Origin of the sequence: Roseibium polysiphoniae (genome assembly GCF_014842925.1) — a bacterium.
Classification (GTDB): domain Bacteria; phylum Pseudomonadota; class Alphaproteobacteria; order Rhizobiales; family Stappiaceae; genus Roseibium; species Roseibium polysiphoniae.
In genome coordinates this window covers 186536-210575 of sequence record NZ_JACYXJ010000004.1, presented here as the reverse complement: position 1 = coordinate 210575, position 24040 = coordinate 186536, and the positions used below count along the sequence as shown (strand labels likewise).

Below are 24040 nucleotides of genomic sequence, written 5' to 3'. Positions count from 1 at the left end.
ATGACTTTCAAAAAACTCGACGACCTCTCGGATATCGCCGGCAAGCGCGTTCTTGTTCGTGTGGATCTCAACGTTCCCATGAACGGCGGCAAGGTAACAGACACCACGCGCATCGAACGCGTTTTGCCCACCATTCATGAGCTCTCTGAAAAAGGCGCAAAGGTCATTCTTCTCGCGCATTTCGGCCGTCCTAAGGGACAACGCGTCGCCGACATGTCGCTTGAACCGGTGGCACAGCCGCTTGCGGATCTCTTGCTCGCTCCCGTCGACTTTGCCGATGACTGTGTTGGCAAGTCCGCGGAAGACGCGATCGCTGAACTGTCCGACGGTGATGTTCTCCTGCTCGAAAACACGCGCTTTCACGCGGGCGAAGAAAAAAATGATCCTGCATTTGCCAAGGACCTGGCTGAACTGGGCGACATTTACGTCAATGACGCCTTCTCCGCCGCGCACCGCGCCCATGGCTCCACAGAGGGCATCGCAAAGCTGCTACCGGCCTATGCTGGCCGGACCATGCAGGCCGAACTGGAGGCACTCGGCTCTGCACTCGGCGAGCCCAAACGCCCGGTTCTTGCTGTCGTTGGCGGCGCAAAAGTCTCGTCGAAGATTGACCTCCTCGAAAACCTCGTCGGCAAGGTCGACATGCTGGTGATCGGCGGCGGCATGGCCAATACGTTCATGGCCGCCAATGGCATCAATGTCGGCAAGTCGCTGTGCGAACATGATCTTGCAGATACGGCTCGCCGGATCATGGCCGCTGCAGAAAAGTCCGGCTGTGAAATCGTTCTTCCTGCCGACGCCGTTGTTGCACGGGAATTCAAGGCAGGCGCCGAAAATGAAACGGTCGCGCTTGATGCCATTCCATCAGACGCCATGATGCTCGACGTCGGTTCAGCGTCCATAACCAAGGTCGCCGAAAAGATCGACGCGGCCAACACGCTTGTCTGGAACGGTCCGCTCGGCGCTTTTGAAATCGCGCCCTTTGACAAGGCGACCGTTGCAGCGGCGCGCCACGCAGCAGAGCGCACCAAATCCGGCAAACTCAATTCGGTCGCTGGCGGCGGAGACACCGTTGCCGCGTTGAACCATGCAGGCGCAGCGGACGACTTTTCCTATGTCTCCACCGCTGGCGGCGCGTTCCTCGAGTGGCTGGAAGGCAAGGAACTTCCCGGCGTCAAAGCTCTGGAAGCTTAAAAACAACCATTGGCACTGCCCCGCTTTTCTCCGGGGCAGTGCATTTTCTTGTTGCAATAATTAATTTGACTGCCAAATTAAAAATGTTCCTAAAATTACGGAACTATTTGTAATTTAATCGATTTAGCTCCCTGCCACCTGCCTTTCAAAAGCAGATGTATTTGTTAGAACGACATCAATTTGATGCGTTGCAAACATAGACAGGTGATCTCGACCCGTCATTCTCGGATTTGCTGCGCTGGACAACGGGAGAATTAAATGGCTCGCATTACCCTTCGCCAACTGCTCGACCATGCCGCTGAGCACGACTACGGGGTCCCCGCGTTCAACATCAACAACATGGAACAGGCGCTCGCCATCATGGCCGCGGCCGAGAAGACCGACGCACCTGTGATCATCCAGGCGTCGCGCGGCGCCAGAGCCTACGCCCATGACATCATGCTCAAGCACATGATGGACGCTGTCTGCGAGATCTACCCGCATATCCCGGTCTGTGTTCACCTTGACCACGGCAATGAGCCCGCGACCTGCATGACGGCGATCCAGGCCGGTTTCACATCTGTCATGATGGATGGGTCCCTTGAAGCCGACGGCAAAACACCTGGCGATTGGGACTACAATGTCGGTGTCACCAAGACCGTCACAGACATGGCTCATCTGGGCGGCATCTCGGTCGAGGGCGAACTTGGTGTGCTGGGTTCGCTGGAAACCGGCATGGGCGACAAGGAAGATGGCCACGGCGCGGAAGGCAAGCTGACCGAGGACCAACTTCTCACCAACCCGGATGAAGCTGTGAAATTCGTCCAGGAAACCAAGGTCGATGCACTGGCAATCGCCATGGGCACATCGCACGGCGCCTATAAGTTCACGCGTAAGCCAGACGGCGACATTCTGGCCATGCATGTCATCGAAGAGATCCACCGCCGCCTGCCCGACACGCCCTTGGTGATGCATGGCTCTTCCTCGGTCCCACAGGACCTGCAGGACATCATCAATCAATACGGCGGTGAGATGCCCCAAACTTGGGGCGTTCCGGTCGAGGAAATCCAACGCGGCATCAAGCACGGCGTGCGCAAGATCAACATCGATACGGACAACCGCATGGCCATGACCGGCCAGATCCGCAAGATCTTGTCCGAGAACCCCGGCGAGTTCGATCCTCGCAAGTATCTGAAGCCTGCCCGTGAGGCCATGGAAAAGCTCTGCGTCTCCCGGCTTGAAGACTTCAACACGGCAGGACAGGCTTCCAAGATCGGCAAGATTGCGACACTGGCCGAAATGGCGGCCAAGTATAAGAGCGGCAGCCTGGACCCAAAGATCGGTTGATCTGAAGCCAAACCGGGGCGAACGCCCTGCCGATATCTTTTGAACTTTAAGAGAGAGGGGCCTTGCGTCCCTCTTTCGCCGTCTTTAGGGACAATAGAACGTTGGAATTCCCTCAAGACCAAGAAACGGAAACACCCGTGAACCGTCCGCGCCTCTTTGTTATCACGCCGCCATCTTTTGAAACAGCTTCGCTCGCTGTATCGCTTGAGGACGCGTTCAAGGGCGGCGATATCGCGTCCGTTCTGATCTACATGCCCGAAGCGAATTCCAAGGAACTGCAAACGGCCGCCGAGACACTTGTGCCGGTTATCCAGGCAGGCGGCGCAGCAGCGCTTATCTACGGCGATACCCAGGTCGCAGGTCGCTGCGGTGCCGACGGTGCCCATGTGGACACGTCACTGGAAGACGTGAAGCTCGCGGTGGAAAGTCTTCAGCCCGCGAAAATCGTTGGTGCTGGTGGAACGAAGCTGAAGCATGAGGACATGGAAGCAGCGGAAACCGGCATTGATTACCTGTTTCTCGGTCGCCTTGACCTTGAAGAACAAGCATCGCCACACCCCAAAACACTCTCCAAGGCCGAATGGTGGTCCCAGCTTTTCGAAACTCCCTGCGTGGCCCTTGGAGGCAACACAATAGCTTCGGTTGAAGAAGCTGCCGCGACCGGTGCAGATTTCGTGGCCTTGAAGGACGCAATCTGGCAGCATGCAGAAGGAACCGCTGCGGCAGTCGCTGAAGTCAATGCCATTTTGGAAAATCACCCGTTTGAGGACATGGACTAATCCATGCAATCGCGAGCCGTCATTTTAAAAGCCTTGATCCTGGGCGCCTCCGTTCTGGTGGCCGGGGCAGGACTGGCCACGGCTCAAGAAACGGCGCCGGAAACAGCTGCTGATAGCGCCGCCGAGACGGTCAAAACCGCTCTTCCCGAAGTAACCCTCAAGGGCCCCACACAAACGCCCTTGCCAAAGCTGCCCGAGGGCACATCGCCGGATGCCGAGTTTGCCTACGGCGTATTTCAGCGTGGCTGGTATCTGACAGCTCTGGCCCTGGCAACGCCACTAGCCGAAGCCGGAGACGTGGCAGCACAAACGCTAATGGGTGTCTTGCACGAAACAGGGCTCGGCATTCGGCAGGATCCTGTAAAGGCCGCCCAGTGGTACCAGCTTGCTGCAGGACAGGGTGATCCCGGAGCGTCCCTGCAGCTCGCGCAATTCCATCTACTCGGCAAAGGCGTCCCCACGGACAAGAAAAAGGCCGCAGATCTTTTTGAAATCGCGGCAGAGGCTGGCAACCCGTCCGCCCTCTATAATCTGGCACTCCTCTATCAGGAAGGGGAAGGCCGGCCGCACAATGAGGACAAGGCGCGTGAGCTTCTGAAGGAAGCAGCTTCCCTTAACGACCCTGACGCTCAATACGCGCTCGGCCTGTCGTTTCTGGAAGGGCTGAGCGGCGTGAGTGACGCTGGTCAGGGAGCGTTCTGGCTTGGTCGGGCCGCACGGCGCGGCCACACATCCGCTCAAATCTACTACGGCATCCTGCGCTTTCAGGGCAAAGGCGTAGAGCCGAATGAGCAGGAGGCCGGCGACTGGTTTGAGCGCGCGGCAACGGCCGGCAACCCGGTCGCCATGAACCGCCTTGCCAGACTGTACGCTTATGGCCGAGGCCGGGAACTGGACCCTGTGGCAGCTGCTGGCTGGCATTATGTGGCCCGGGCGCTCGGCGTTTCTGACTTTCAGCTCGACGGTTACGTTGAAAGTCTCGACGACGAGACCCGTCTCCAGGCGCGCAAGAAAGCAGAGCAATTCTCCGCGACGCTTATTCCTGAAGCTGAAGACCCCAGCCAGAAATCACCCTGACGCGGTAACGCAATTCGCCTTTTTTCCTTGAAACAGTCAGGCAATTGTGTAGGACAGGCCCACATTGGTTCGCGCGGACCGTTGCGTATTGTCCTGCGCCATCCATCTTCGTTTCACAAAGTCAATCAAGTCGGTCGTTCCATGAAAATCAACGGTAACGAAATCAAGCCAGGAAACGTTCTCCAGCATCAGGACACGCTCTGGGCAGTCGTCAAGACCCAGCACGTCAAGCCTGGCAAGGGCGGAGCGTTTGCACAGGTGGAGTTGAAGAACCTGATCGACGGCCGCAAGCTCAACGAACGTTTTCGTTCGGAAGACAAGGTTGAGCGCGTGCGCCTGGAGCAAAAGGACTTCCAGTACCTTTATACTCAGGACGACCAGCTCGTTTTCATGGACACTGAGACCTACGAGCAGCTGGAACTGCAGGCTGACTTCGTCGGAGACCGCGCTGCGTTCCTGCAAGACGGCATGATGGTCACCGTGGAGCTGCATGAAGAGCGTCCGATCGGCATCACGCTGCCGCAGTTTGTGACGCTCCAGATCGCAGAGGCCGATGCAGTCGTCAAAGGCCAGACACAGTCTTCCTCCTACAAGCCTGCGATGATGGAAAATGGCGTGCGCGTCATGGTCCCTCCATTCGTTACGGCGGGCGAAAGCATCATCGTCGACACCGGCTCGATGGAATACGTACGCCGCGCCGACTAAAACTCCTCATTCCATTTGACCTGGCCCGGCCTGTGAATTTCAGGACGGACCCAAGAACCGACGGCACACAAAATGGCCCGCACAGCACTCCTTAATGTCATGGTTCAGGCCGCTATGAAGGCCGGACGCAGTCTCGTTCGCGACTTTGGCGAAGTCGAAAACCTCCAGGTCTCCCGCAAGGGCCCAGGCGACTTCGTCTCGGCAGCCGACCGCAAGGCCGAAGAGATCATCAAGGCAGAGCTGACAAAGGCACGGCCGCAGTTCGGTCTGGTCATGGAAGAAAGCGGCGAGATCGAAGGAACAGATGGCCAGCATCGCTGGCATGTGGACCCGCTCGACGGCACGACAAATTTCCTTCACGGCATTCCGATTTTCGCGACCTCCATTGCCCTGGAGCGTCAGGGCCAGATCGTCGCCGGAGTGATCTACAACCCGGTCATGGACGAGCTCTACACAGCCGAACGTGGACGCGGTGCGTTCCTGAATGACCGCCGTCTGCGCGTCGCGGGACGCTCGGAACTACCAGAAATGGTCTTCGGCACGGGCCTTCCTTTCATCGGCAAGGGTGATCATGGCCGCGCACTGAAGGAATTGCGGCATATTATGCCCGAGGTGGCCGGCATTCGCCGCTGCGGCGCCGCTGCCCTCGACCTGGCCTGGACCGCCTCTGGCCGTCTTGACGGCTACTGGGAGCACGACCTCAACTCCTGGGACATCGCGGCGGGTCTCCTGATGGTTCGCGAAGCCGGCGGTTATGTCTCCGACACCGAAGGCAAGGACAAGATGCTGGAAACAGGCAATGTCGCTGTCGGTAATGAATTTGCCCACAAGCACATCCTGCGCCTGATCAAGCTGGCCAACAGCTGATACCGAGCACTCACCTTTCAGCGAAACCCAACCTGACCGTTCGGCGGCCTGCCCGGCCGGAAAGCCCGTGAGAGCCTGTTGTCGTTGGTTAACTTACGAATAACGGTTTCCAACCTTTAGGAAATCACGCTATCAATCTTGCTAGGAACAACAGGCGATTGATTGGCGACTCATGGCACGCGACTTTGACCCTTATAGTCTGTCCAGCCCGAAGGCATATCTCTCCTTCATGATCATCTTTCTGGTGATCGTTTCCTTCATTGCCTTCATTCTCTACCGGCAAATTTCTGTCGCCTTCATGAGCAACCCGGGCCTCAATGGCCTCATCATCATGGTCGCCGTGTTCGGCATTCTCTTGCTGTTTGGCCGGGTGATCCGTCTCTTCCCGGAGATTTCCTGGGTCAACAGTTTCCGCATCGGCGATCCCGGCCTCGATACGCGCGCTCCCGTACTCCTTGCCCCAATGGCGACACTCCTTGGGAACAAGGTCGGTGAAATGGCGCTGACGCCGACGACGGCACGGTCCATCCTGGATTCCATCGGCATGCGCCTTGAGGAATCGCGTGAGATCTCGCGCTATCTGACGGGCCTGCTCGTTTTCCTCGGCCTTCTCGGCACCTTCTGGGGTCTGCTGCAAACGGTCAGTGCCGTCGGCGCCACCATTCAATCGCTCGATGTAGGATCGGGCGATGCGAACGTGATCTTCGAAGATCTCAAGGCGGGCCTGGAGGCCCCATTGTCGGGCATGGGCACCGCGTTCTCGTCCTCGCTTTTCGGTCTGACCGGGTCCCTTGTTCTAGGGTTTCTGGATCTTCAGGCCGGACAGGCCCAGAACCGGTTCTACAATGAACTCGAAGACTGGCTGTCGACCGTCACCGACATTGAACCTGAAGAAGGTCCAATCCTGGCGGCCCCTTCAAACAACACCGAACAGATCCAGGAATCGATTTCCGAGCTACGAAAAACAATCGAGGAAGGTGGAAGCAAGAACGCAGCCCACGCCATGTCCAACCTCGCCGAAGGCATTCAAGGTCTCGTCAAACACGTTCGTTCCGAACAGCAGATGATGCGGGACTGGGCCGAGAGCCAGGGCGAGCAGCAAAAGCGCATCGAAAGTCTCCTCACCTCCATTTCATCCGCTTTCGACCGAGCTAAGGACTGATCCATGGCCAGTCTGCGCGGTCGTCGCCGTACTCAAAGCACAGACTATTGGCCTGGGTTCGTCGACGCGATGGCGACGCTTTTGCTCGTCATTATTTTCCTGCTGTCGATCTTCATGCTCGCTCAGTTCTTCTTGAGTCAGCAGCTGTCCGGCCGCGACACGGTCCTCAACCGGCTGAACACACAGATCAGCGAGCTGACCGAGCTTCTGGCGCTCGAGCGGGCCAATTCCAGCGAACTGGAAGACACGATCTCAGGGCTGCAAGCGAGCCTTGGGGACGCGACCGGCGAGCGTGACCGCCTGCTTGGATTGCTGGATGCAAGCTCGGGCAGTGCGGAAGCGGCCGGTGGCCGCGCTGCACGCCTGGAAAACCTTCTCGATGACGAAAAGCAGATTTCCCAACGGGCCTTGGCGCAAGTCGAGCTGCTTAATCAGCAAATTTCCGCTCTGAGACGCCAGATCGCGGCCGCAAATGCAGCACTGGAAGCTGCAGAGGCCAAGGAAAGCGAAAGTCAGACAAAGATCGCAAGCCTAGGACGCCGCCTGAACGCAGCGCTTGTCCAGCGGGTGCAGGAACTCTCCCGGTATCGCTCGGACTTCTTCGGCCGCCTGCGCGAAATCCTGTCCCAGCGCTCCGACATTCGGGTCGTCGGCGATCGGTTTGTGTTCCAGTCTGAAGTCCTGTTCTCATCAGGCTCGGAAGAGGTGAATCCGGACGGCACCGGCGAACTCGACAAGCTGGCCGAAGCCATTCAGGAACTCAGCCTGCAAATCCCCGATGAAATCAATTGGGTGCTGCGGGTGGATGGTCACACGGATGCCCGTCCGCTGTCCGGATCCGGCCGACTGAGAAACAACTGGGAGCTGTCCGCCGCCCGCGCGATATCGGTTGTGAGATACCTGATTGAAAAGGGTGTCGATCCAAAGCGCTTGGTCGCGGCTGGCTTTGGGGAATTCCAGCCCCTGGAAGAAGGCGATACTCCCGAAGCTCTTGCTCGCAATCGTCGCATCGAACTCAAACTGACCGAGCGCTAGAGCGCTTACCGGCCGAGTCTCAACAAAAAAGCCGCCGGAACGACCGGCGGCTTTCGAATTTGATGTATCGCCTGGAGACGCGACTAGGACTGCTCTTCCTCGTCCGCGCCGTCGCCTTCGGTCTTGAGCGAGTTCAGCTTCGCGAAAACCGCATCGGCATCGATCTCTTCCTCGACCTCACGTTCGATCGGCTTGCTGAAGGCGGCAGCCAAGGCTTCTTCGCTCGTGGTCTCTTCCACTGGCATCAACGTTTCGACTTCACCCTCAGGCCGCGGCGGAGCGTTCTTGGCAGCCTTTTCAACTTCCATGTCCAGTTCAAGCTGGCTGCAGAGGCTCAACGTCACCGGGTCTGACGGCGTAAGGTTGGCCGAATTCCAGTGGGTCCGGTCGCGAATGGCCGCAATGGTCGGCTTCGTCGTGCCGACCAGGCGCATGATCTGCGCATCCTTGAGCTCGGGATGGTTCCGCACGAGCCACAAGATCGCGTTAGGACGATCCTGGCGGCGAGACACCGGGGTATAGCGCGGGCCTTTACGCTTCGATTCAGGAACAATGACCTTGGAGCCCTGCAGCTTCAAAACGTAGTTCGGATCTGTCTGCGCTTTTTCCAGTTCTTCACGGCCCAACTGGCCCGTCAGAACCGGATCAAGACCCTTGATGCCCTGCGCGGCTTCGCCATCGGCGATCGCCTTCACTTCAAGCGGATGCAATTTGCAGAAACTCGCGATCTGAGTGAAGCTCAGCGCAGTATTGTCAACAAGCCAGACGGCGGTTGCCTTCGGCATCAGCGGCGTGTTCGCCATCGGTCAAATTCCTCCTGTGGGCTTCCTCACCCGGCAAGGTGAAAAAGCAAAAATCCATTCAAGTTTCATGGGAGCTGAACACTATATAATGTGTCCTTTGCCCAAAGGCAAACACTCCCGCAAAGGGTTCTGGAAAACTCCCTTTGCGGAACACATCTTCCTAACATCCAGGACCGAGGCATTACTCGACCGTCAGTACAATCTTCCCAATGTGACCAGAGCTTTCCATGCGCCGGTGCGCGTCTGCCGCCTGCTCAAGGGGAAAGGTGGAGTCCATGACGGGCCGGATTTTTCCCGACGAAAGAAGCGGCCAGACCTTTTCCTTCAAGGCTGCCGCGATCGCAGCCTTGAACGCTGTATCGCGCGGTCTCAACGTCGATCCCGTATGGGTCAATCGCTTCATCATGAGACGAGAAAAATTCACGTCTTCGGCAAAACCGTTCAGCGTCGCGATTTGACAGATCCGTCCCTCGACCGCTGCCACCTTCCAGTTTTTCTCGACATAGTCTCCGCCGACCATATCCAGGATCACGTGAATGCCTTCCTTGGCTGTGGCCTCCAGAAACGCTGAAACAAAGTCGACCTTATTGTAGTTGACCACGTGATCGGCTCCGAGCGCCCGAACCGCCTCTGCCTTTTCTTCAGATCCAACGGTGGTGAAGACCTCTGCGCCAAAGGCCTTTGCAAGCTGGATCGCCGTTGTGCCGATTCCGGACGTCCCACCATGAACCAGAAAGCGTTCGCCTGCTTTCAGCCCCACCCGGTCGAAGACGTTGCTCCAGACGGTGAAGAATGTCTCCGGGATCGCCGCGGCCTCAATCATCGACATGCCTTCAGGGATCGGAAGAGCATGACTTTCGTGCACCTTGCAGTATTGAGCGTAACCTCCGCCCGCCACCAATGCCGTGACTTTCTCGCCAATTTCATAGCTCTTGGCGTCGATGCCCTTGGACACGACGGTGCCACTCACCTCAAGACCTGGCAGATCCGATGCGTCTTTCGGGGGCGGATAAGCACCCATTCTCTGAAGGACATCCGGACGATTAACGCCGGCAGCCTCGACCTTGATGAGGATTTCTTCGCCAAGCGGCACAGGCACATGGCGCTCCTCGGCAGCCAGAACGTCCGGACCGCCGGGCGCCGTGATTGCGATCGCTAGCATTTTCTCGGGCAAATCGGTCATGCGCTTTCCTCCAATCAGAACTCACTCCCGTGTAGCGCGCCGGCAGGCAGCTGACAATCGAGCCATGTCGCGATAGGTTCAGAGTTAAACCAACTGATGGCGCGATCGGACGACGAGACCGAAAATGGACGAAGAACACCAGGCAAGACCCTCGAAAGCAGCAAAACCGGTTGTCGTAGGCGAAGATTTGTCCCGGCCCTCTGAGGACGAGCTTCGAGAACGGATCACGCTCCTAGAAGCAGAAATCACACGCACGCGAGGTGTCCTTTCAGAGCGTGGTAATATTCGCAGCGCCGCCGACGCCCTCTTCAAAAGTGAGAATAGTTAAATTTACCAATTACATCTCATTCAGAGACGTTCTGTCTGAATTTGGTTCAATCTGTTAGGTAAAACTTTAGCTATTTACCAGCTATTAAGCTTTCTACGCGATAACCATAGTTATCCAGTCATCTGGATCTCTGAGTGGCTCAAGTCCACTCTGTTTGACGCCTCCCTGTTAATGACTTCGAGCCGCGGCCTTCGCGGCTCTTTTTTTTGACCCGCCCTGGCGTTATGATCTTCTCAGTCACGTTCGTACGAGCCTTGGGCCCAACTGGCACGCCCGTTGCAATTCAATTGTTCAAGGCGCCGCACCGTCCCACCGTGGCACAGCCCTATGAAGAGCATGTCCCATGCGCGTAGTGGTAGCCAGGAGGACATCCTGCGGCAAACGAATGAGCAGTAGCAGAAGGCGTATCGAACCATGACGGATGAGAACACCAACCTCAACGGAACTCCCGAGGCGGTACACTTCGCTCCCCGACTGGCCACCTCGGACACATTCCAGTCGCTGTTTCAGGAAGGCATGTCGCTCGTTGAAGAGACCGCTGTCTATCTCGATGGAGACGGACGCACGGAAGCAAAGCTTCTGGAACGCCCGGCCTCACTCGCCTATGCAACAGAATCGATGCGTCTGACAACGCGTCTCATGCAGCTGGCGTCCTGGCTTCTCCTGCAACGCGCCGTCAACGAGGGCGAAATGTCCCGGGAACAAGCTGGCGCCGAAAAGAACAAGGTGCGCCTCGACCGTTTGAGCAGCGCCTCGACAGGCCCCGCCTGGGAAGACCTGCCCGACAGCCTGAAGGAACTGGTCAACCGTTCGGTGCGCCTGCAAGAGCGCGTCGTGCACTTGGATCAGATGCTCTACCAGGACAAGGAACAGGAAGCTGCTGACACCGAAGGAAACCCGGTCGTGGCGCAGCTCAACCAGCTGCACGCTGCATTTGGAAACGCAGGCTGATCCATAAGAGCCATGTACGAGAACTATCTTGAAAGCCGCCGCAAGGCGGCTTTCTTCGTTTAAGCGCAGGCTTTCCAGGCTCAGACCGCAAACATTCGCACAAAAAAAGACCCGGCCAAAGCCGGGTCTCGTATCAAGCGCTTAACTTCGCAGCTCTTAGGAGCCGAGGAAGCCTGCGAACTTGTTCTTGAAGCGGGACACGCGACCGCCACGGTCCATGATCTGACGGTCGCCACCGGTCCATGCCGGGTGAGATGTCGGATCGATGTCGAGGGTCAGCGTATCGCCTTCAGCACCATAGGTGGAGCGAGTTGTGAATTCTGTACCATCGGTCATCACGACCTTGATGGTGTGGTAGTCGGGATGCGTATCCGCTTTCATGGCTGTCCTTTCCTGCACATCGAGCGCTTCCGATCGAGGGAAATAGCTCTGAGGTGCAAACGAAACTAATGGGCCGCCAATCCGCCAATGGATACAGCCCAGGAAACATGGAGACGGGCTATACCCCATGCAGTGGGATGAAACAAGGGGTCTGCGCGATTCCGGCGCGGCAAAATACCTCTTGGTTTTCACGGCCCGATCACCCAAGTCTATCGGCATGGAATCAGGACTGATTTAGGGGCACGAACATTGGCCGGCACGGAACAGGCAAAACGCGATGATACGAATGAACGGCGCAAGTTTTTGCGGCCGCTCGCGCGGCTGTTGCCTTACCTTGGCCGTTACAAATCAATGGTCGCCGGAGCATTGGTCGCCCTGATTTCGGCCGCAGTCTTCACTCTGGTGTTGCCAACCGCCGTCCGTCAGATGATCGATCGCGGCTTTGGCGGAGACAACTCCGATCTCATCAACAACTACTTTGGCCTCCTGCTGGCCGTGGTCGCAGCTCTCGCACTGGCCAGTGCCATTCGCTACTACCTGGTCATGTGGATCGGGGAACGCGTCGTCGCAGACGTGAGAAGCGATGTCTTCGCCCATATGACGGAACTGAGCCCGGCGTTTTACGACCGCTCAAAGTCGGGCGAGATCCTGTCCCGTCTCACCGCCGACACCACCCAGATAAAATCCGCATTCGGCGCAAGCGCGTCCCTAGCCATGCGCAACTTCGTGCTTTTTATCGGCGCGGTGATCATGATGCTCGTCACCAGCCCGGGCCTGTCGATCATCGTCCTTGCCGCGATACCGATCATTCTCCTGCCGTTGATCGGCTTTGGCCGCAAGGTCCGCAAACGCTCCCGCTTCGCACAAGACACCCTCGCCGATGCAGCCGCCTATGCCAGTGAAATGCTCGGGAACATCCGCACCCTTCAGGCCTTCACCCATGAAATGCAGTCGGCAAAGCGGTTCTCGGACGCGGCCGAAGGTGCCTTCCACGCAGCAAGGAAGGCAACACGTGAGCGCGCGATACTGACGTTTTTTGCCATGTTCATCATTGGAGCGAGCGTAGTCGCCGTTCTTTGGATCGGCGCAAACAACGTTCTCACCGGAACGATGAGCGGCGGAGAGCTTGGCCAGTTCCTGCTCTACTCAATCCTCGCAGCAAGCTCTCTTGCCGGACTGTCGGAGGTCTGGGGCGAGCTCTCACTGGCCGCTGGCGCCGCAGAGCGCCTGAGTGAATTGCTTGAGATCGAACCCCGGATCGCACCTCCGGCAAATCCGAAAACCCTGCCCTCGCCTGAAAAAATCAGCATCGACTTCGACCACACCTCTTTTGCATATGAGGCGGCCGAGAACACTCCGGTGGTTCACGACGTATCACTGAAAGTCGAACCTGGTGAAACGGTGGCGGTCGTTGGACCTTCCGGTGCGGGCAAATCGACCCTGTTTCATCTGTTGATGCGTTTTTATGATCCCGTTTCCGGACAGGTGACCCTGAACGGGGTGGATCTGAGACAACTTGACCCCAAGGGTCTGCGCAGCCATATGGCGCTCGTACCTCAGGACGCGGCAATCTTCGCCGCAAGCATCGCCGAGAATATCGCTTATGGGAAACCGGATGCGAGACGCCAAGATATAGAAGCTGCAGCCCGTGCTGCATCAGCGCATGACTTCATTTCAGCCACGTCCGACGGCTACAGCACAATGGTCGGCGAAAGGGGCATGACCTTGTCCGGGGGGCAGCGGCAACGGATCGCGATTGCCCGTGCGATCCTCAAGGACGCTCCGATCCTGCTGCTGGATGAAGCAACCAGCGCGCTCGACGCTGAAAGCGAACAGCTCGTCCAGCAAGCCCTTGACCGGCTTATGGAAGGCAGAACAACGCTCGTAATCGCGCATCGTCTCGCGACCGTTCTGAAAGCCGATCGAATTGTCGTTATGGATGCGGGACGGATCGTGGAAATCGGAACCCATGCCGAACTCACAGCTCGTGCAGGCCTCTATGCAAAACTGGCCCGGCTGCAATTCGATGCAGGGGCCAGCAAAGCAAGTCAGATCTAACCGATCCCAGAGAAGTCAGTCGACGTCAGGGACAGCCACTGTGTAATTCAGCGGCATACGGCCACCGTCCGCGTAGATTGTCTGGCCGGTGACATAGCTCGCATCCGAAGAGGCGAGGAAAGCTGCAACACCAGCGATCTCGGAAGGTTCACCCACCCGTTGAAGCGGTGTGCGCGACAGGATCCGGTTACGAGCTGCCGGGTCGTCGTTCACTGACGAGAGCATCTCCGTCATGATCGAACCAGGTCCTATGGCATTCACACGAATGCCATAGGGCGCCAGAGCAAGCGCAGTGGTCTTGGTCAATTGCGAGACACCGCCCTTGGAGACGCAGTAGGGAATCTGGTTCGGAATCGCCAGCACGGCGTTGACCGAGGACATGTTGATGATCGTGCCCGGCTCGCCACCGTCCTGAACCTTCTCCGCCATGTGACGGGCAACCGCCTGGCTGCACAGGAACGTGCCCTTGAGGTTGATTGAGAGAACCCGGTCGAAGTCCTCTTCTTCGAGCTCCAGAAAATCTGCGCCGACAACGACACCTGCGTTGTTCACGAGAATATCGACATCACCGTAGGCGTTGATCGTTTCAGCCACGAGATTGCGAACATCGAGACGCTCGGCAACATTGCAATGCACATACGTCGCATCACCAATCTTGTTCAGATCATCGGCTGCAGATTGCCCGGCCTCATCATCGACGTCGGCAATAACCACTTTGGCACCGTCCATGACGAACCGTTTTGCGACTGCAAAGCCAATACCACGGGCAGCGCCAGTGATGATGGCAACCTTATTTTCAAGGGACACAGAAAACCTCTTGGCCTTATAAAAAATCGGGCCGCCGAAGCGGCGACCCGAACCATAAGAGCATGTTTTCCAGCTGTCGATGGGTTTTACCAGATCAGTTTGGAACCCTTATGCCATGCTCCTGCAGTGCTTCGGCGATCTCATCCAGGATCGCGGGATCATCAATCGTTGCTGGCATCTTGTAGCTTTCCTGGTCTGCGATCTGACGCATGGTCGCTCTCAAGATCTTGCCCGAACGGGTTTTCGGCAGGCGATCCACGGTGATGGCTAGTTTGAAAGCGGCAACCGGCCCAATCTTCTCACGCACCAATTTGACAAGCTCGGCCTCAATTTCCTCGTGAGACTGTTCGACCCCTGCTTTCAACACAGCAAAACCGCAAGGCAGCTGACCCTTCAGCTTGTCCGCAATGCCAATCACAGCGCATTCCGCCACGGCCGGATGCGTCGCAAGAACTTCTTCCATGGCACCGGTCGACAGACGGTGCCCCGCAACGTTGATGATATCATCCGTCCGGGACATGATCGAAAGATATCCCTCTTCGTCGATGATGCCCGCATCCGAGGTCTTATAGTAGCCTGGGAATTCGGCGAGATAGGCGTCGTGGAAACGCTGCTCCGCATTCCATAGGGTCGGCAAGCATCCTGGAGGCATCGGCAGTTTCACGACGATATTGCCAAGCGTATTTGCCGGAAGCGGATGTCCGGCGTCATCCAGTATCTGGACATCGTAGCCCGGCATAGGCACCGTCGGGGACCCCGGTTTCACGGGCAATCGCCCGAGACCGAGCGGATTTCCAACCATGCACCAACCCGACTCGGTCTGCCACCAATGGTCGACAATAGGCACCTGAAGCTGCTCAGCCGCCCAGTTGACCGTATCGGGATCTGCACGTTCACCCGCGAGGAACAATGATCTGAACTGCGACAAGTCGTAGTCACCGATCAATTTGCCCTCAGGATCTTCCTTGCGAATGGCGCGGAAGGCCGTCGGAGCGGTGAACAGCGAGACCACGGAATGCTCCGAGATCACACGCCAGAAAACACCGGCATCGGGTGTCCCGACCGGCTTGCCTTCGAACATGATCGTGGTGCAGCCATGCAGAAGCGGGCCATAGACGATGTAAGAGTGACCAACGACCCAGCCAACGTCTGATGCTGCCCAGAAAACCTCGCCCGGCTCGATGCCATAAAGGTTCGACATCGACCACTTCAAGGCAACCATATGGCCACCGTTGTCTCGGACGACGCCCTTGGGCTGACCTGTGGTTCCCGACGTGTAGAGGACATAGAGCGGGTCCGTCGCCTTGACGGAAACGCATTCGACCTCCCGGCCTTCTGCGAGCTCCTCTTGCATCAGGGCTCCCAGGTCATGATCCCGGCCCTCTTGCAGAGCCGCGACCGCCTGCTCTCTTTGAATTACGAGACAGGTCTCGATTTTGTGGGAGGCCTGCTCGACCGCTGCATCGATCAAGGGCTTGTAGGCAATGACCCTTCCCGGCTCGATGCCGCAAGAGGCTGCTATGATGGCTTTTGGCGTCGCATCATTGATCCTGGTCGCCAGTTCTGCAGCAGCAAAACCGCCAAAAACCACCGAATGAATTGCGCCGATACGAGCGCAGGCCAGCATCGCCATTGCCGCTTCGGGAATCATCGGCATGTAGATGATCACCCGGTCGCCCTTTTGGATTCCTTGGTCCAGCAGCACACCAGCCATAGCCTGAACGCGGTCCAGCAGCTCCTCGTAGCTGTAGCTCGCCTGCTTGCCGGTGATCGGGCTGTCGTAAATCAGCGCTGGCTGACCACGGTGCCCCCGCTCGACATGGCGATCGAGACAATTGTAGCAGGTGTTGCATTCCCAGCCTGGAAACCATCGACCGTACTGACCCTGATCGGGATCGAACACCTGCGCGCCTCGCAAAGACCAGTCGATCTCGGAGGCAGCCGTCTCCCAGAAACCAAGCGGGTCATCCTTCCAGGATTGATAGGTTGCAGCATAGCGGCTTGTCATTGTGGTTTCTCCTCCCGTGGGCCATCGCACCTCACTCTACGACAGCCCTTTTGCGGAGAGAGTGCGGTATCATGCGAGTGTCGCGCAAGACCCTCGCCATAAGACATTCGCAGGGGCCGGGACTTTACCTAGGAGCAAAGCCATGATTGATTGTCGCTCCCCTTCGCGCTTCCGCTTTTTTCGAAACGATCTTCATGCATCCGATCGCCGATCCCTATTTTTACGCCGCCGCGATTCCGGCGGTCATCCTCGCCGGCCTGTCGAAGGGCGGCTTTGGCGGATCCATGGCGATGCTGGCGGTCCCGATCCTCGCACTTGTCATTTCGCCAATTCAGGCAGCCGGTATCATGCTTCCGATCCTGGTCGCGATGGATGTGGTTGGCCTGATTGCCTACAAGGGCCATGCGGACCGCCGCAGCCTGATGATTTTGCTGCCTGCGGCCATGGCCGGCATCGCGGTTGGCTGGGCAACGGCCACGCTGGTGAACGAGGCCTTCGTCCGCCTGTTGGTCGGCGTCATTTCACTGATTTTCGTCGCCGACTACGTTCTTAAAAGCGCACGCGCGAACGAGGCGCGCGATCACAACGTGGGCAAGGGACTGTTCTGGGGAGCCATTGGAGGTTTCACCAGCTTCGTCAGCCATACCGGAGCCCCGCCATTCCAGCTCTACATGGTCCCGCTCAGGCTCGCTCCAACGCTCTTTGCCGGCACAGCGGTGATATTCTTTTCGGTCGTCAATGCGGTGAAGCTGGTGCCGTATTTTTTGCTTGGCCAGTTTGACACTGTAAACCTTGCGACCTCTGCCATGCTGCTGCCGCTCGCGCCGCTGGCAACAATCGTAGGCGTTTGGTTGGTCAGGATCGTGGATCAGGGTATTTTTTACAAGCTAACCTACGCGATGATGACCGTTGTCGGCATCAAACTGGTCTGGGATGGTGCGACGGCCCTGGCAGGTTGATTAGGCCTTTAGACAGATTGCAGGCTGTCCGAATTATCGTTTTGATAGCGCTCAAATAACGATCAGGGAGGGTCAGGTCATGAGCAGCGGCGAACATCCATTTTCACTCGGTCTGGAAAAGAATGAGGCCAACCATGCCTCGCTAAGCCCGTTGAGCTTCCTCGCCCGCGCCGCAGATGTCTTTCCCCAAAGAACTGCGATCGTTCATGGCACACAAAGAACCGATTACCGGACCTTCTATGCCCGCGCGCGCCAATTGGCCTCCTCGCTCGCCGATGTGGGCGTCGGCAAGAACGACACCGTGACGGTCATGCTGTCAAACGTACCCCCCATGCTCGAGGCCCACTACGGCGTGCCCATGACCGGCGCAGTGCTTCATTCCATGAACACCCGCCTGGACGCCGCGGTCATTGCGTTTCAGTTGGATCACGCCAATACAAAGGTCTTGATAACGGATCGCGAGTTCTCGCCGGTCATGGAGGAAGCCCTTGCGCTCGCCAGCGTGAAGCCGATCGTTATTGACTATTCGGACCCTGAGTTTCCGCAGGATGGAAAGCGGCTCGGCACACTCGACTACGAAGCTTTCGTCGCTGAGGGAGATGCCGATTTCGCGTGGTCACTGCCCGCCGATGAATGGGACGCAATTTCGCTGAACTATACCTCTGGCACCACAGGCAACCCGAAAGGCGTCGTCTATCATCACAGAGGGGCCTACCTCCTGGCGCAGGCGAATATTCTCACCACGTCCATGGCCAAGCATCCGGTGTATCTCTGGACCTTGCCCATGTTTCACTGCAACGGCTGGTGTTTTCCCTGGTCGATCTCAGTGGTCGCCGGCACCCATGTGTGTTTGCGCTGGGTCCGTCCGAAAGTCATGTGGGATCTGATCGCGAATGAGGAGGTGACACATCTGTGTGGTGCGCCAATCATCATGTCGACACTTCTTGGATCTGCGCCGGAAGACAAGCGGGAACTCGGCCGTGAGGTCGAGTTCTTCACAGCCGCCGCTCCGCCACCTGAAAGCGTCCTCTTGGCCATGAAAGACGCCGGCTTCAACGTCACTCATCTCTATGGCCTGACAGAGGTCTATGGCCCGGCCGTCGTGAACGACTGGCAGATGGAATGGGACACGCTGCCCCCGGCTGAACAGGCGGCCAAAAAAGCCCGCCAGGGCGTGCGTTATGTGGCCCTGGAGGGCCTGACCGTCCTTGACCCGGAAACAATGCAACCCGTTCCCGCCGACGGCGAGACGATCGGCGAAGTGATGTTCAAGGGCAATGTGGTGATGAAAGGCTACCTGAAGAACCCGGAAGCCACCGCAGAAGCCTTCGCCGGCGGTTGGTTTCATTCAGGTGACCTGGGCGTGAAGTATTCGGACGGCTACATCCAATTGAAAGACCGGTCAAAGGACATAATCATTTCAGGTGGAGAGAACATCTCCTCCATCGAAGTCGAAGAAGTGCTTTACAAGCATCCAGATGTTGCATCTGCCGCGGTCGTCGCCCGGCCCGACGAAAAATGGGGGGAAACTCCGTGTGCCTTCGTCGAATTGCGACAGGGCACCGAAAGAACCGACGCGGAGATCATCTCCTTCTGCCGGGAACATCTCGCCGGCTTCAAGTCACCCAGGACCGTAGTCTTCTGTGAACTCCCTAAAACGTCGACGGGCAAGATCCAAAAGTACGCACTGCGTGAGCAGGCGAAGTTACTCTGAGCAGACGTCAGAAACAAAAAACGCCGCGGTCAGGGCCGCGGCGTTTTTCAAAATAGCTCCGCGTTAGTGGAGCGTTTCGTCGCTTCGTATTCGCTCGATCTGATCTTTGATCTTGAGCTTCTTTCGTTTCATATCGGCCAATTCCAGTGAGTCCGTACTCGGGTGGAGAAGTGCTACTTCGATCTTGCGTTCCAGTGCGGCGTGACGGCGCTCGAGTTCTGCGAGATGCGACTGCATGGACATGGAATTGCCTCCTGTCTGTTGGGCCAAACAGGATTATCGTGCCACAAGCTGACAGGCCTTGTCGAACCCTGTTTACGTAACGGGAGAATTATTTTGCCGACTTAGGCCACCTTTCAGATTTCAGCCTTTAGAAAGGCTAAAATTGAACGATCAAACCCTTGAGAAAATTGAAACTGAGAGTGCCTTCAGCAGCTTATAGAATTGCAAGCGAAGACGCACTGTGGCATGCCTAGGTCGCCTTCGGGGTCATCTACATGTCTCTGCCTGTGGATGTTTGTGAAGAAACCCGTCGCCGTGAGGAAACGCTCACCGGCTGAGAGGCTTTCGGGGGAGTGAAATGGCTGACACGGAAGACAAAGCCGTAAGAATCGAGCTGGCACAATTGCGCCAGGAACATCGCGATCTCGATGCGGCTGTCGAGGCCCTGTCCATTGCAGGCAATGCCGACGCCCTTCAGATGCAGCGGCTCAAAAAGAAGAAGCTCCTCATCAAGGACCGTATTTCCAGTCTCGAAGACCAGTTGTTCCCCGATATAATCGCGTGAGTTTCTTGGCGCCTAAGCGTCCTGGCAATGTTGGAAATCTAGTCTTGCATAGGTGCCGTACCTGCCTATACTCCGCGCCTTTCCAAAAGACGCTCAAGCATCCAGGATAAGCCACGTGCCAAAAGCTGAAGTTGCCATCATCATGGGGAGCCAGTCCGACTGGCCGACGATGAAACATGCTGCCGATGTTCTGGACGAGCTCGGGATCGCCTTCGATGCACGCATTGTTTCGGCTCACCGCACACCCGATCGAATGTACGATTTTGCCAAGAGCGCAAAAGACGAAGGTTTCAAGGTCATCATTGCAGGCGCTGGCGGCGCGGCTCATCTTCCCGGAATGACTGCTGCGTTGACCCCACTCCCTGTCTTTGGCGTGCCGATCGAAAGCCGTGCCCTCTCCGGCGAAGACAGCCTGCTTTCCATTGTCCAGATGCCCGGAGGCATTCCAGTTGGCACATTGGCGATCGGCAAGGCGGGCGCGACCAACGCGGCCTTGCTTGCCGCCGCAGTTCTCGCGCTGATGAACCCGCAAATCGAACAGGCACTCGACGATTACCGCTCGGCACGAACCGCCGCGGTGACCGAGCGGCCCGTCGACAGCTAACCACCAGCCATCACATCTGCGAAGGAACCGTCCATGAGCAACGAGATCCGCCTCAAGCCCGGAGATACAATCGGGATCCTCGGCGGTGGCCAGCTCGGCCGGATGCTCTCGCTGGCGGCTGCCAGTCTTGGATTGAAGACCCATGTTTTCTGTCCGGACCCTAGCAGCCCCGCCTTCGATGTTTCGTTCACGCATACGGTCGCACCCTACGAGGACATTTCAGCACTCGACACCTTCGCTGCTTCTTGCGGCGTCGTGACCTATGAGTTCGAAAACGTTCCAGGACCGACTGCTGCACATCTTGCAAGCCGGGTGCCGGTTCGCCCCGGCGTAAAGGCTCTTGAAGTTTCTCAAGATCGGCTGAGCGAAAAGGAATTTCTTCGTTCAGCCGGCGTCGCAATCGCCGACTTTGCGACCGTCGACAGCAACGACGATCTGGAAGCTGCCCTAAACCGTCTCGGCGGTGCCGGCGTCCTGAAGACCCGTCGCTTTGGCTATGACGGCAAAGGTCAGGTCATAATCCGCACCGCAGACGACGCCAAGGGCGCTTTCGACAAGATCGGTCGCGCTCCGGCCGTGCTTGAAAAACTGATCCCTTTCGAGCGCGAAGTTTCCGTGATTGTCGCGCGCGACGTCGACGGCACCTGCCAAGCCTACGACATCGCCGAGAACCACCACGAGAACCACATTCTGAAAACGTCGACCGTGCCTGCACAGGTCTCGCCTTCAACCGCATCAACGGCAAGGGACATGGCGGAGCGTATCGCGTCAAGCCTCGATTATGTCGGCGTGATGGGTGTCGAAATGTTCTTGAGCGGCTCAGGCACGGAAGAAACGCTTCTGGTCAATGAAATCGCTCCGCGTGTGCATAATTCCGGACATTGGACGGAAGACGCGTGTCTGACGTCCCAGTTCGAGCAGCACATCCGCGCCGTGGCCGGTTGGCAACTTGGCTCAGGCAGCCGCCATTCCGATGTTGTTATGGAAAACCTGATCGGTGACGAATGCGATAGATGGCCTGCAGTTCTCGCCGACCCATCCGCTCGACTGCACCTATACGGCAAGGCGGAAGCCAGACCGGGCCGCAAGATGGGTCACGTGAACCGCATCAAGCCCAAGTCGATCTGATCCAATGTGGTAAGGCCGCGCTTTAGACGTAGCCTCAGCTCATCAAGCCGAGACTCTCACGCCTGTAGAAGCGAATGTTGGTTAGGATGCCGACAAAGGCCAGCCCGCCCGCGAGACCGCTCCAGATACCAACGCCGCCCAGGCCAGCTCCAAAGCCGAGCCCGAGAGATAGGCTGATACCAATCACCCAATAACCAATCACGGCGTAGATCAGTGGGACGGTCGTATCTCCCAAACCACGCAGGTTGTTGGTGCCAATGATCTGCCCGCCATCAACGATCTGGAAAATCGCAGCCACCGCCAGGAAGGAGGTTGCCAGATACAAGACTTCCGCAGATTGGGGGTTGTTGAGGTCGAGATAGAGCGAGACAAGTGGCGCCGGAACGATCCAGAAAACCACAGCAAAACAGCTCATGAAGGCCACTGTGATCACAAGCGCGGTCCAACCCGCACGCCCAACACCGTCGAAGTCCTTCTTACCCGCCGCATAGCCAACGCGTGACAGCGCGGCCTGGCTCAACCCCACAGGAACCATGAAGGTGATGGACGCAAGCTGCAGCGCGATCCCGTGCGCAGCCAGTGGGATTGTGCCAAGCCAGCCCATCAGGATCGAAGACGCCGCAAAAAGCGCTCCTTCAGCCACGAGCGTGATTCCAATCGGCAAGCCGAGACGCAAGATCTTGAAGAACACCTGCCAGTCCGATCGCCAGAGTCGTCCCAGGACCGCATATCGTTTCAATTGGCGCTGCCGGCTCGTGTAGATCAGCAGGATCGCCGTGGTGGCAGCCGAGGTAAAGACAGAGGCAATCCCTGCCCCAACCAGCTCCAGTCGCGGAAAACCGAACTCTCCGAAGATAAGCACATAATCCAGCGCAGCATTCACAACGAGTCCCGCAAGCGTCGCGTAGAGAACAATCTGCGAGCGCTCCATAACGGTCAAAAATCCGCGGATAGCCATGATGACCAACGCTGGCAGCAGAGACCACTGCAGCGCATCCATATAGCCTCCGGCGATCTCGGCAATATCCGGATCCTGACCGAGAGCCACGAGAATTTCTTCCGCGAAAAACGTGATGCACCAGGCAGGGAGGCAATAGAGCACGGCCACCCACACACCCATTCTGACTGTCCGGCGCAGGTCACGGGCCGCACGGCGACCACGCGCCTGAGCGCCAAGGGGAATGACAGCCTGAATGATGCCCATGCCGAAGAACCAGAGCAGCATCCACATATTGAAAGCCAGCACCGATGCGGCGAGTTCTTCCGCCCCCAGACGGCCGATCATCAAGACATCCGTCGTGTTGATCGCCATCTGCGCGATCTGTGCACCGGCAAGAGGCAAGCCAAGCGCCAGCGTCGGTCGAATATCGCTGCGCCAAAGCCGAGAAAGCCCTGTGTCTGACTGTCCTGATCGGTCGTCGACGGCCAAGTCGGCCTCCATGACTGGTGCTAAAAGCTTGTAGTCCGCGATGGGAGAATTCCCTCGCGATCCAAAGAGGGGTGAGTACCCCCTCTAGTCCCAAAGGAGGAGGCTGTCCAGCAGCCTGGCCAGCCGCGCGCAGCAATAAAAAGTGTCGAATTATTCCCTCACGACACCCAGAAGCACCCAAAGGCCTGTGGACAGAAGCTGCAACCTTTGATATGACGCGCGCCAAAGCGAGTGGGATGTCGGGATTTTTGCTGGCCGCCACAATCGCTTTACTAGTCTTCTAATCGGAAATTGCGGTCGCGAAGCACTCGGGAACCGTCACAATACAGGAAACAGAGGCGTGCAGGTTCTGGTTCGCGACAACAATGTCGATCAGGCACTTCGGGTGCTGAAGAAAAAATTGCAGCGCGAAGGCGTTTTCCGCGAGCTGAAGCTCCGCGGTCATTTCGAGAAGCCGTCTGAGAAAAAAGCCCGCGAAAAAGGCGAAGCTGTTCGTCGTGCCCGTAAGATGGCTCGCAAGCTTGCTCAGCGCGAAGGTCTTCTCCCGGGCCGTACAGGCGGCCGCGGTTAATCTGCGCCTGACCGACGTTTTTCGGAAAAGTAATCTTTCTACGCTATGAATGAAGCCGGCTGCCGACCGCAGCTGGCTTTTGGCGCTTGCAATTGTCCAATGGCTTTACTAGCCAAAGAACAGACGCAAGGTAAATTCAGGCGCGGCGAAAAGCGCTATCGATCAGCAGGCAGTCCCATCGATG

At 57.6% G+C, this 24040-nt stretch carries 24 protein-coding genes; 17 read left to right on the top strand and 7 right to left on the bottom strand.

All coding sequences use genetic code 11. The annotated features are described in order from the left end of the window. The 8 genes from IG617_RS11195 to IG617_RS11160 all read left to right on the top strand — a co-directional run bounded on the left by IG617_RS11195 (position 1) and on the right by IG617_RS11160 (position 8145). Complete coding sequence (locus IG617_RS11195) at positions 1–1194, top strand: phosphoglycerate kinase (RefSeq protein WP_192109308.1); 1194 nt, start codon at positions 1–3, stop codon at positions 1192–1194. Positions 1195–1452: 258 nt separating this feature from the next. Next, the gene (gene fba / locus IG617_RS11190; RefSeq protein ID WP_192109307.1) at positions 1453–2520 is read left to right on the top strand and encodes a class II fructose-bisphosphate aldolase; all 1068 of its coding nucleotides are present in this window, start codon (positions 1453–1455) and stop codon (positions 2518–2520) included. Between the two features lie 101 nt (positions 2521–2621). Beyond that, a complete protein-coding gene (locus IG617_RS11185) occupies positions 2622–3299 on the top strand; it encodes a thiamine phosphate synthase (RefSeq protein WP_192109306.1) in 678 nt (225 codons plus the stop codon). A 3-nt stretch (positions 3300–3302) separates the two neighbouring features. Next, on the top strand, positions 3303–4376 hold the full coding sequence (locus IG617_RS11180; protein WP_192109305.1) for a tetratricopeptide repeat protein: 1074 nt from the start codon (positions 3303–3305) through the stop codon (positions 4374–4376). Positions 4377–4517: 141 nt separating this feature from the next. Further along, a complete protein-coding gene (gene efp / locus IG617_RS11175; protein ID WP_153771910.1) occupies positions 4518–5081 on the top strand; it encodes an elongation factor P in 564 nt (187 codons plus the stop codon). Between the two features lie 72 nt (positions 5082–5153). Further along, positions 5154–5948, top strand: coding sequence for an inositol monophosphatase family protein (locus IG617_RS11170; protein WP_192109304.1), 795 nt, complete (start codon positions 5154–5156; stop codon positions 5946–5948). A gap of 172 nt (positions 5949–6120) precedes the next feature. Beyond that, complete coding sequence (locus IG617_RS11165; RefSeq protein ID WP_153771908.1) at positions 6121–7110, top strand: flagellar motor protein MotA; 990 nt, start codon at positions 6121–6123, stop codon at positions 7108–7110. A 3-nt stretch (positions 7111–7113) separates the two neighbouring features. Further along, entirely contained in the window at positions 7114–8145 is a 1032-nt protein-coding gene (locus IG617_RS11160; RefSeq protein ID WP_192109303.1) for a peptidoglycan -binding protein, read from the top strand. An 83-nt stretch (positions 8146–8228) separates the two neighbouring features. Here IG617_RS11160 and IG617_RS11155 read toward each other — a convergent pair whose 3' ends face one another. Both IG617_RS11155 and IG617_RS11150 read right to left on the bottom strand, forming a co-directional pair. Next, positions 8229–8948, bottom strand: coding sequence for a DUF1013 domain-containing protein (locus tag IG617_RS11155; protein ID WP_192109302.1), 720 nt, complete (start codon positions 8946–8948; stop codon positions 8229–8231). Positions 8949–9129: 181 nt separating this feature from the next. Beyond that, the gene (locus IG617_RS11150; RefSeq protein WP_192109301.1) at positions 9130–10131 is read right to left on the bottom strand and encodes an NAD(P)H-quinone oxidoreductase; all 1002 of its coding nucleotides are present in this window, start codon (positions 10129–10131) and stop codon (positions 9130–9132) included. A gap of 124 nt (positions 10132–10255) precedes the next feature. Here IG617_RS11150 and IG617_RS11145 point away from each other — a divergent pair, with 124 nt between their 5' ends. Both IG617_RS11145 and rcdA read left to right on the top strand, forming a co-directional pair. Continuing rightward, positions 10256–10459 (top strand): DUF1192 domain-containing protein, encoded by a 204-nt coding sequence (locus IG617_RS11145; protein WP_192109300.1) that lies wholly within the window; start codon positions 10256–10258, stop codon positions 10457–10459. 414 nt (positions 10460–10873) lie between these two features. After that, positions 10874–11410, top strand: coding sequence for a protease adaptor protein RcdA (gene rcdA / locus IG617_RS11140; protein WP_192109299.1), 537 nt, complete (start codon positions 10874–10876; stop codon positions 11408–11410). 156 nt (positions 11411–11566) lie between these two features. Here the strand turns inward: rcdA and rpmE are convergent, their stop codons facing one another. Further along, positions 11567–11791: a 50S ribosomal protein L31 gene (gene rpmE / locus IG617_RS11135; RefSeq protein WP_153771902.1), complete on the bottom strand. Its 225-nt coding sequence runs from the start codon at positions 11789–11791 to the stop codon at positions 11567–11569. Between the two features lie 249 nt (positions 11792–12040). Here rpmE and IG617_RS11130 point away from each other — a divergent pair, with 249 nt between their 5' ends. Continuing rightward, positions 12041–13849 (top strand): ABC transporter transmembrane domain-containing protein, encoded by a 1809-nt coding sequence (locus IG617_RS11130; RefSeq protein WP_192109298.1) that lies wholly within the window; start codon positions 12041–12043, stop codon positions 13847–13849. Between the two features lie 15 nt (positions 13850–13864). On the opposite strand, the gene IG617_RS11125 is transcribed toward IG617_RS11130, so the two are convergent. Next, positions 13865–14656: a glucose 1-dehydrogenase gene (locus IG617_RS11125; protein ID WP_192109297.1), complete on the bottom strand. Its 792-nt coding sequence runs from the start codon at positions 14654–14656 to the stop codon at positions 13865–13867. 94 nt (positions 14657–14750) lie between these two features. Then, on the bottom strand, positions 14751–16664 hold the full coding sequence (locus IG617_RS11120) for a propionyl-CoA synthetase (RefSeq protein ID WP_192109296.1): 1914 nt from the start codon (positions 16662–16664) through the stop codon (positions 14751–14753). Between the two features lie 194 nt (positions 16665–16858). On the opposite strand from IG617_RS11120, the gene IG617_RS11115 reads away from it, so the two are divergent. Beyond that, positions 16859–17623 (top strand): sulfite exporter TauE/SafE family protein, encoded by a 765-nt coding sequence (locus IG617_RS11115; RefSeq protein ID WP_192109636.1) that lies wholly within the window; start codon positions 16859–16861, stop codon positions 17621–17623. 79 nt (positions 17624–17702) lie between these two features. Next, positions 17703–19337 (top strand): acyl-CoA synthetase, encoded by a 1635-nt coding sequence (locus tag IG617_RS11110; RefSeq protein ID WP_192109295.1) that lies wholly within the window; start codon positions 17703–17705, stop codon positions 19335–19337. Between the two features lie 63 nt (positions 19338–19400). On the opposite strand, the gene IG617_RS11105 is transcribed toward IG617_RS11110, so the two are convergent. Next, complete coding sequence (locus IG617_RS11105) at positions 19401–19580, bottom strand: YdcH family protein (protein WP_153771897.1); 180 nt, start codon at positions 19578–19580, stop codon at positions 19401–19403. Between the two features lie 337 nt (positions 19581–19917). Here IG617_RS11105 and IG617_RS11100 point away from each other — a divergent pair, with 337 nt between their 5' ends. The 3 genes from IG617_RS11100 (at position 19918) to IG617_RS11090 (ending at position 21856) form a co-directional block, all read left to right on the top strand. Further along, positions 19918–20124 (top strand): YdcH family protein, encoded by a 207-nt coding sequence (locus tag IG617_RS11100; RefSeq protein ID WP_192109294.1) that lies wholly within the window; start codon positions 19918–19920, stop codon positions 20122–20124. Positions 20125–20239: 115 nt separating this feature from the next. Beyond that, the gene (gene purE / locus IG617_RS11095) at positions 20240–20728 is read left to right on the top strand and encodes a 5-(carboxyamino)imidazole ribonucleotide mutase (protein WP_286175901.1); all 489 of its coding nucleotides are present in this window, start codon (positions 20240–20242) and stop codon (positions 20726–20728) included. Between the two features lie 33 nt (positions 20729–20761). After that, the gene (locus IG617_RS11090) at positions 20762–21856 is read left to right on the top strand and encodes a 5-(carboxyamino)imidazole ribonucleotide synthase (RefSeq protein ID WP_192109293.1); all 1095 of its coding nucleotides are present in this window, start codon (positions 20762–20764) and stop codon (positions 21854–21856) included. Positions 21857–21890: 34 nt separating this feature from the next. Here IG617_RS11090 and IG617_RS11085 read toward each other — a convergent pair whose 3' ends face one another. After that, positions 21891–23285, bottom strand: a complete 1395-nt coding sequence (locus tag IG617_RS11085; RefSeq protein WP_209008423.1) for an MATE family efflux transporter — start codon at positions 23283–23285, stop codon at positions 21891–21893. A 340-nt stretch (positions 23286–23625) separates the two neighbouring features. Here IG617_RS11085 and rpsU point away from each other — a divergent pair, with 340 nt between their 5' ends. Further along, complete coding sequence (gene rpsU, locus IG617_RS11080) at positions 23626–23856, top strand: 30S ribosomal protein S21 (RefSeq protein ID WP_153771893.1); 231 nt, start codon at positions 23626–23628, stop codon at positions 23854–23856. Positions 23857–24040 lie beyond the last annotated feature (184 nt).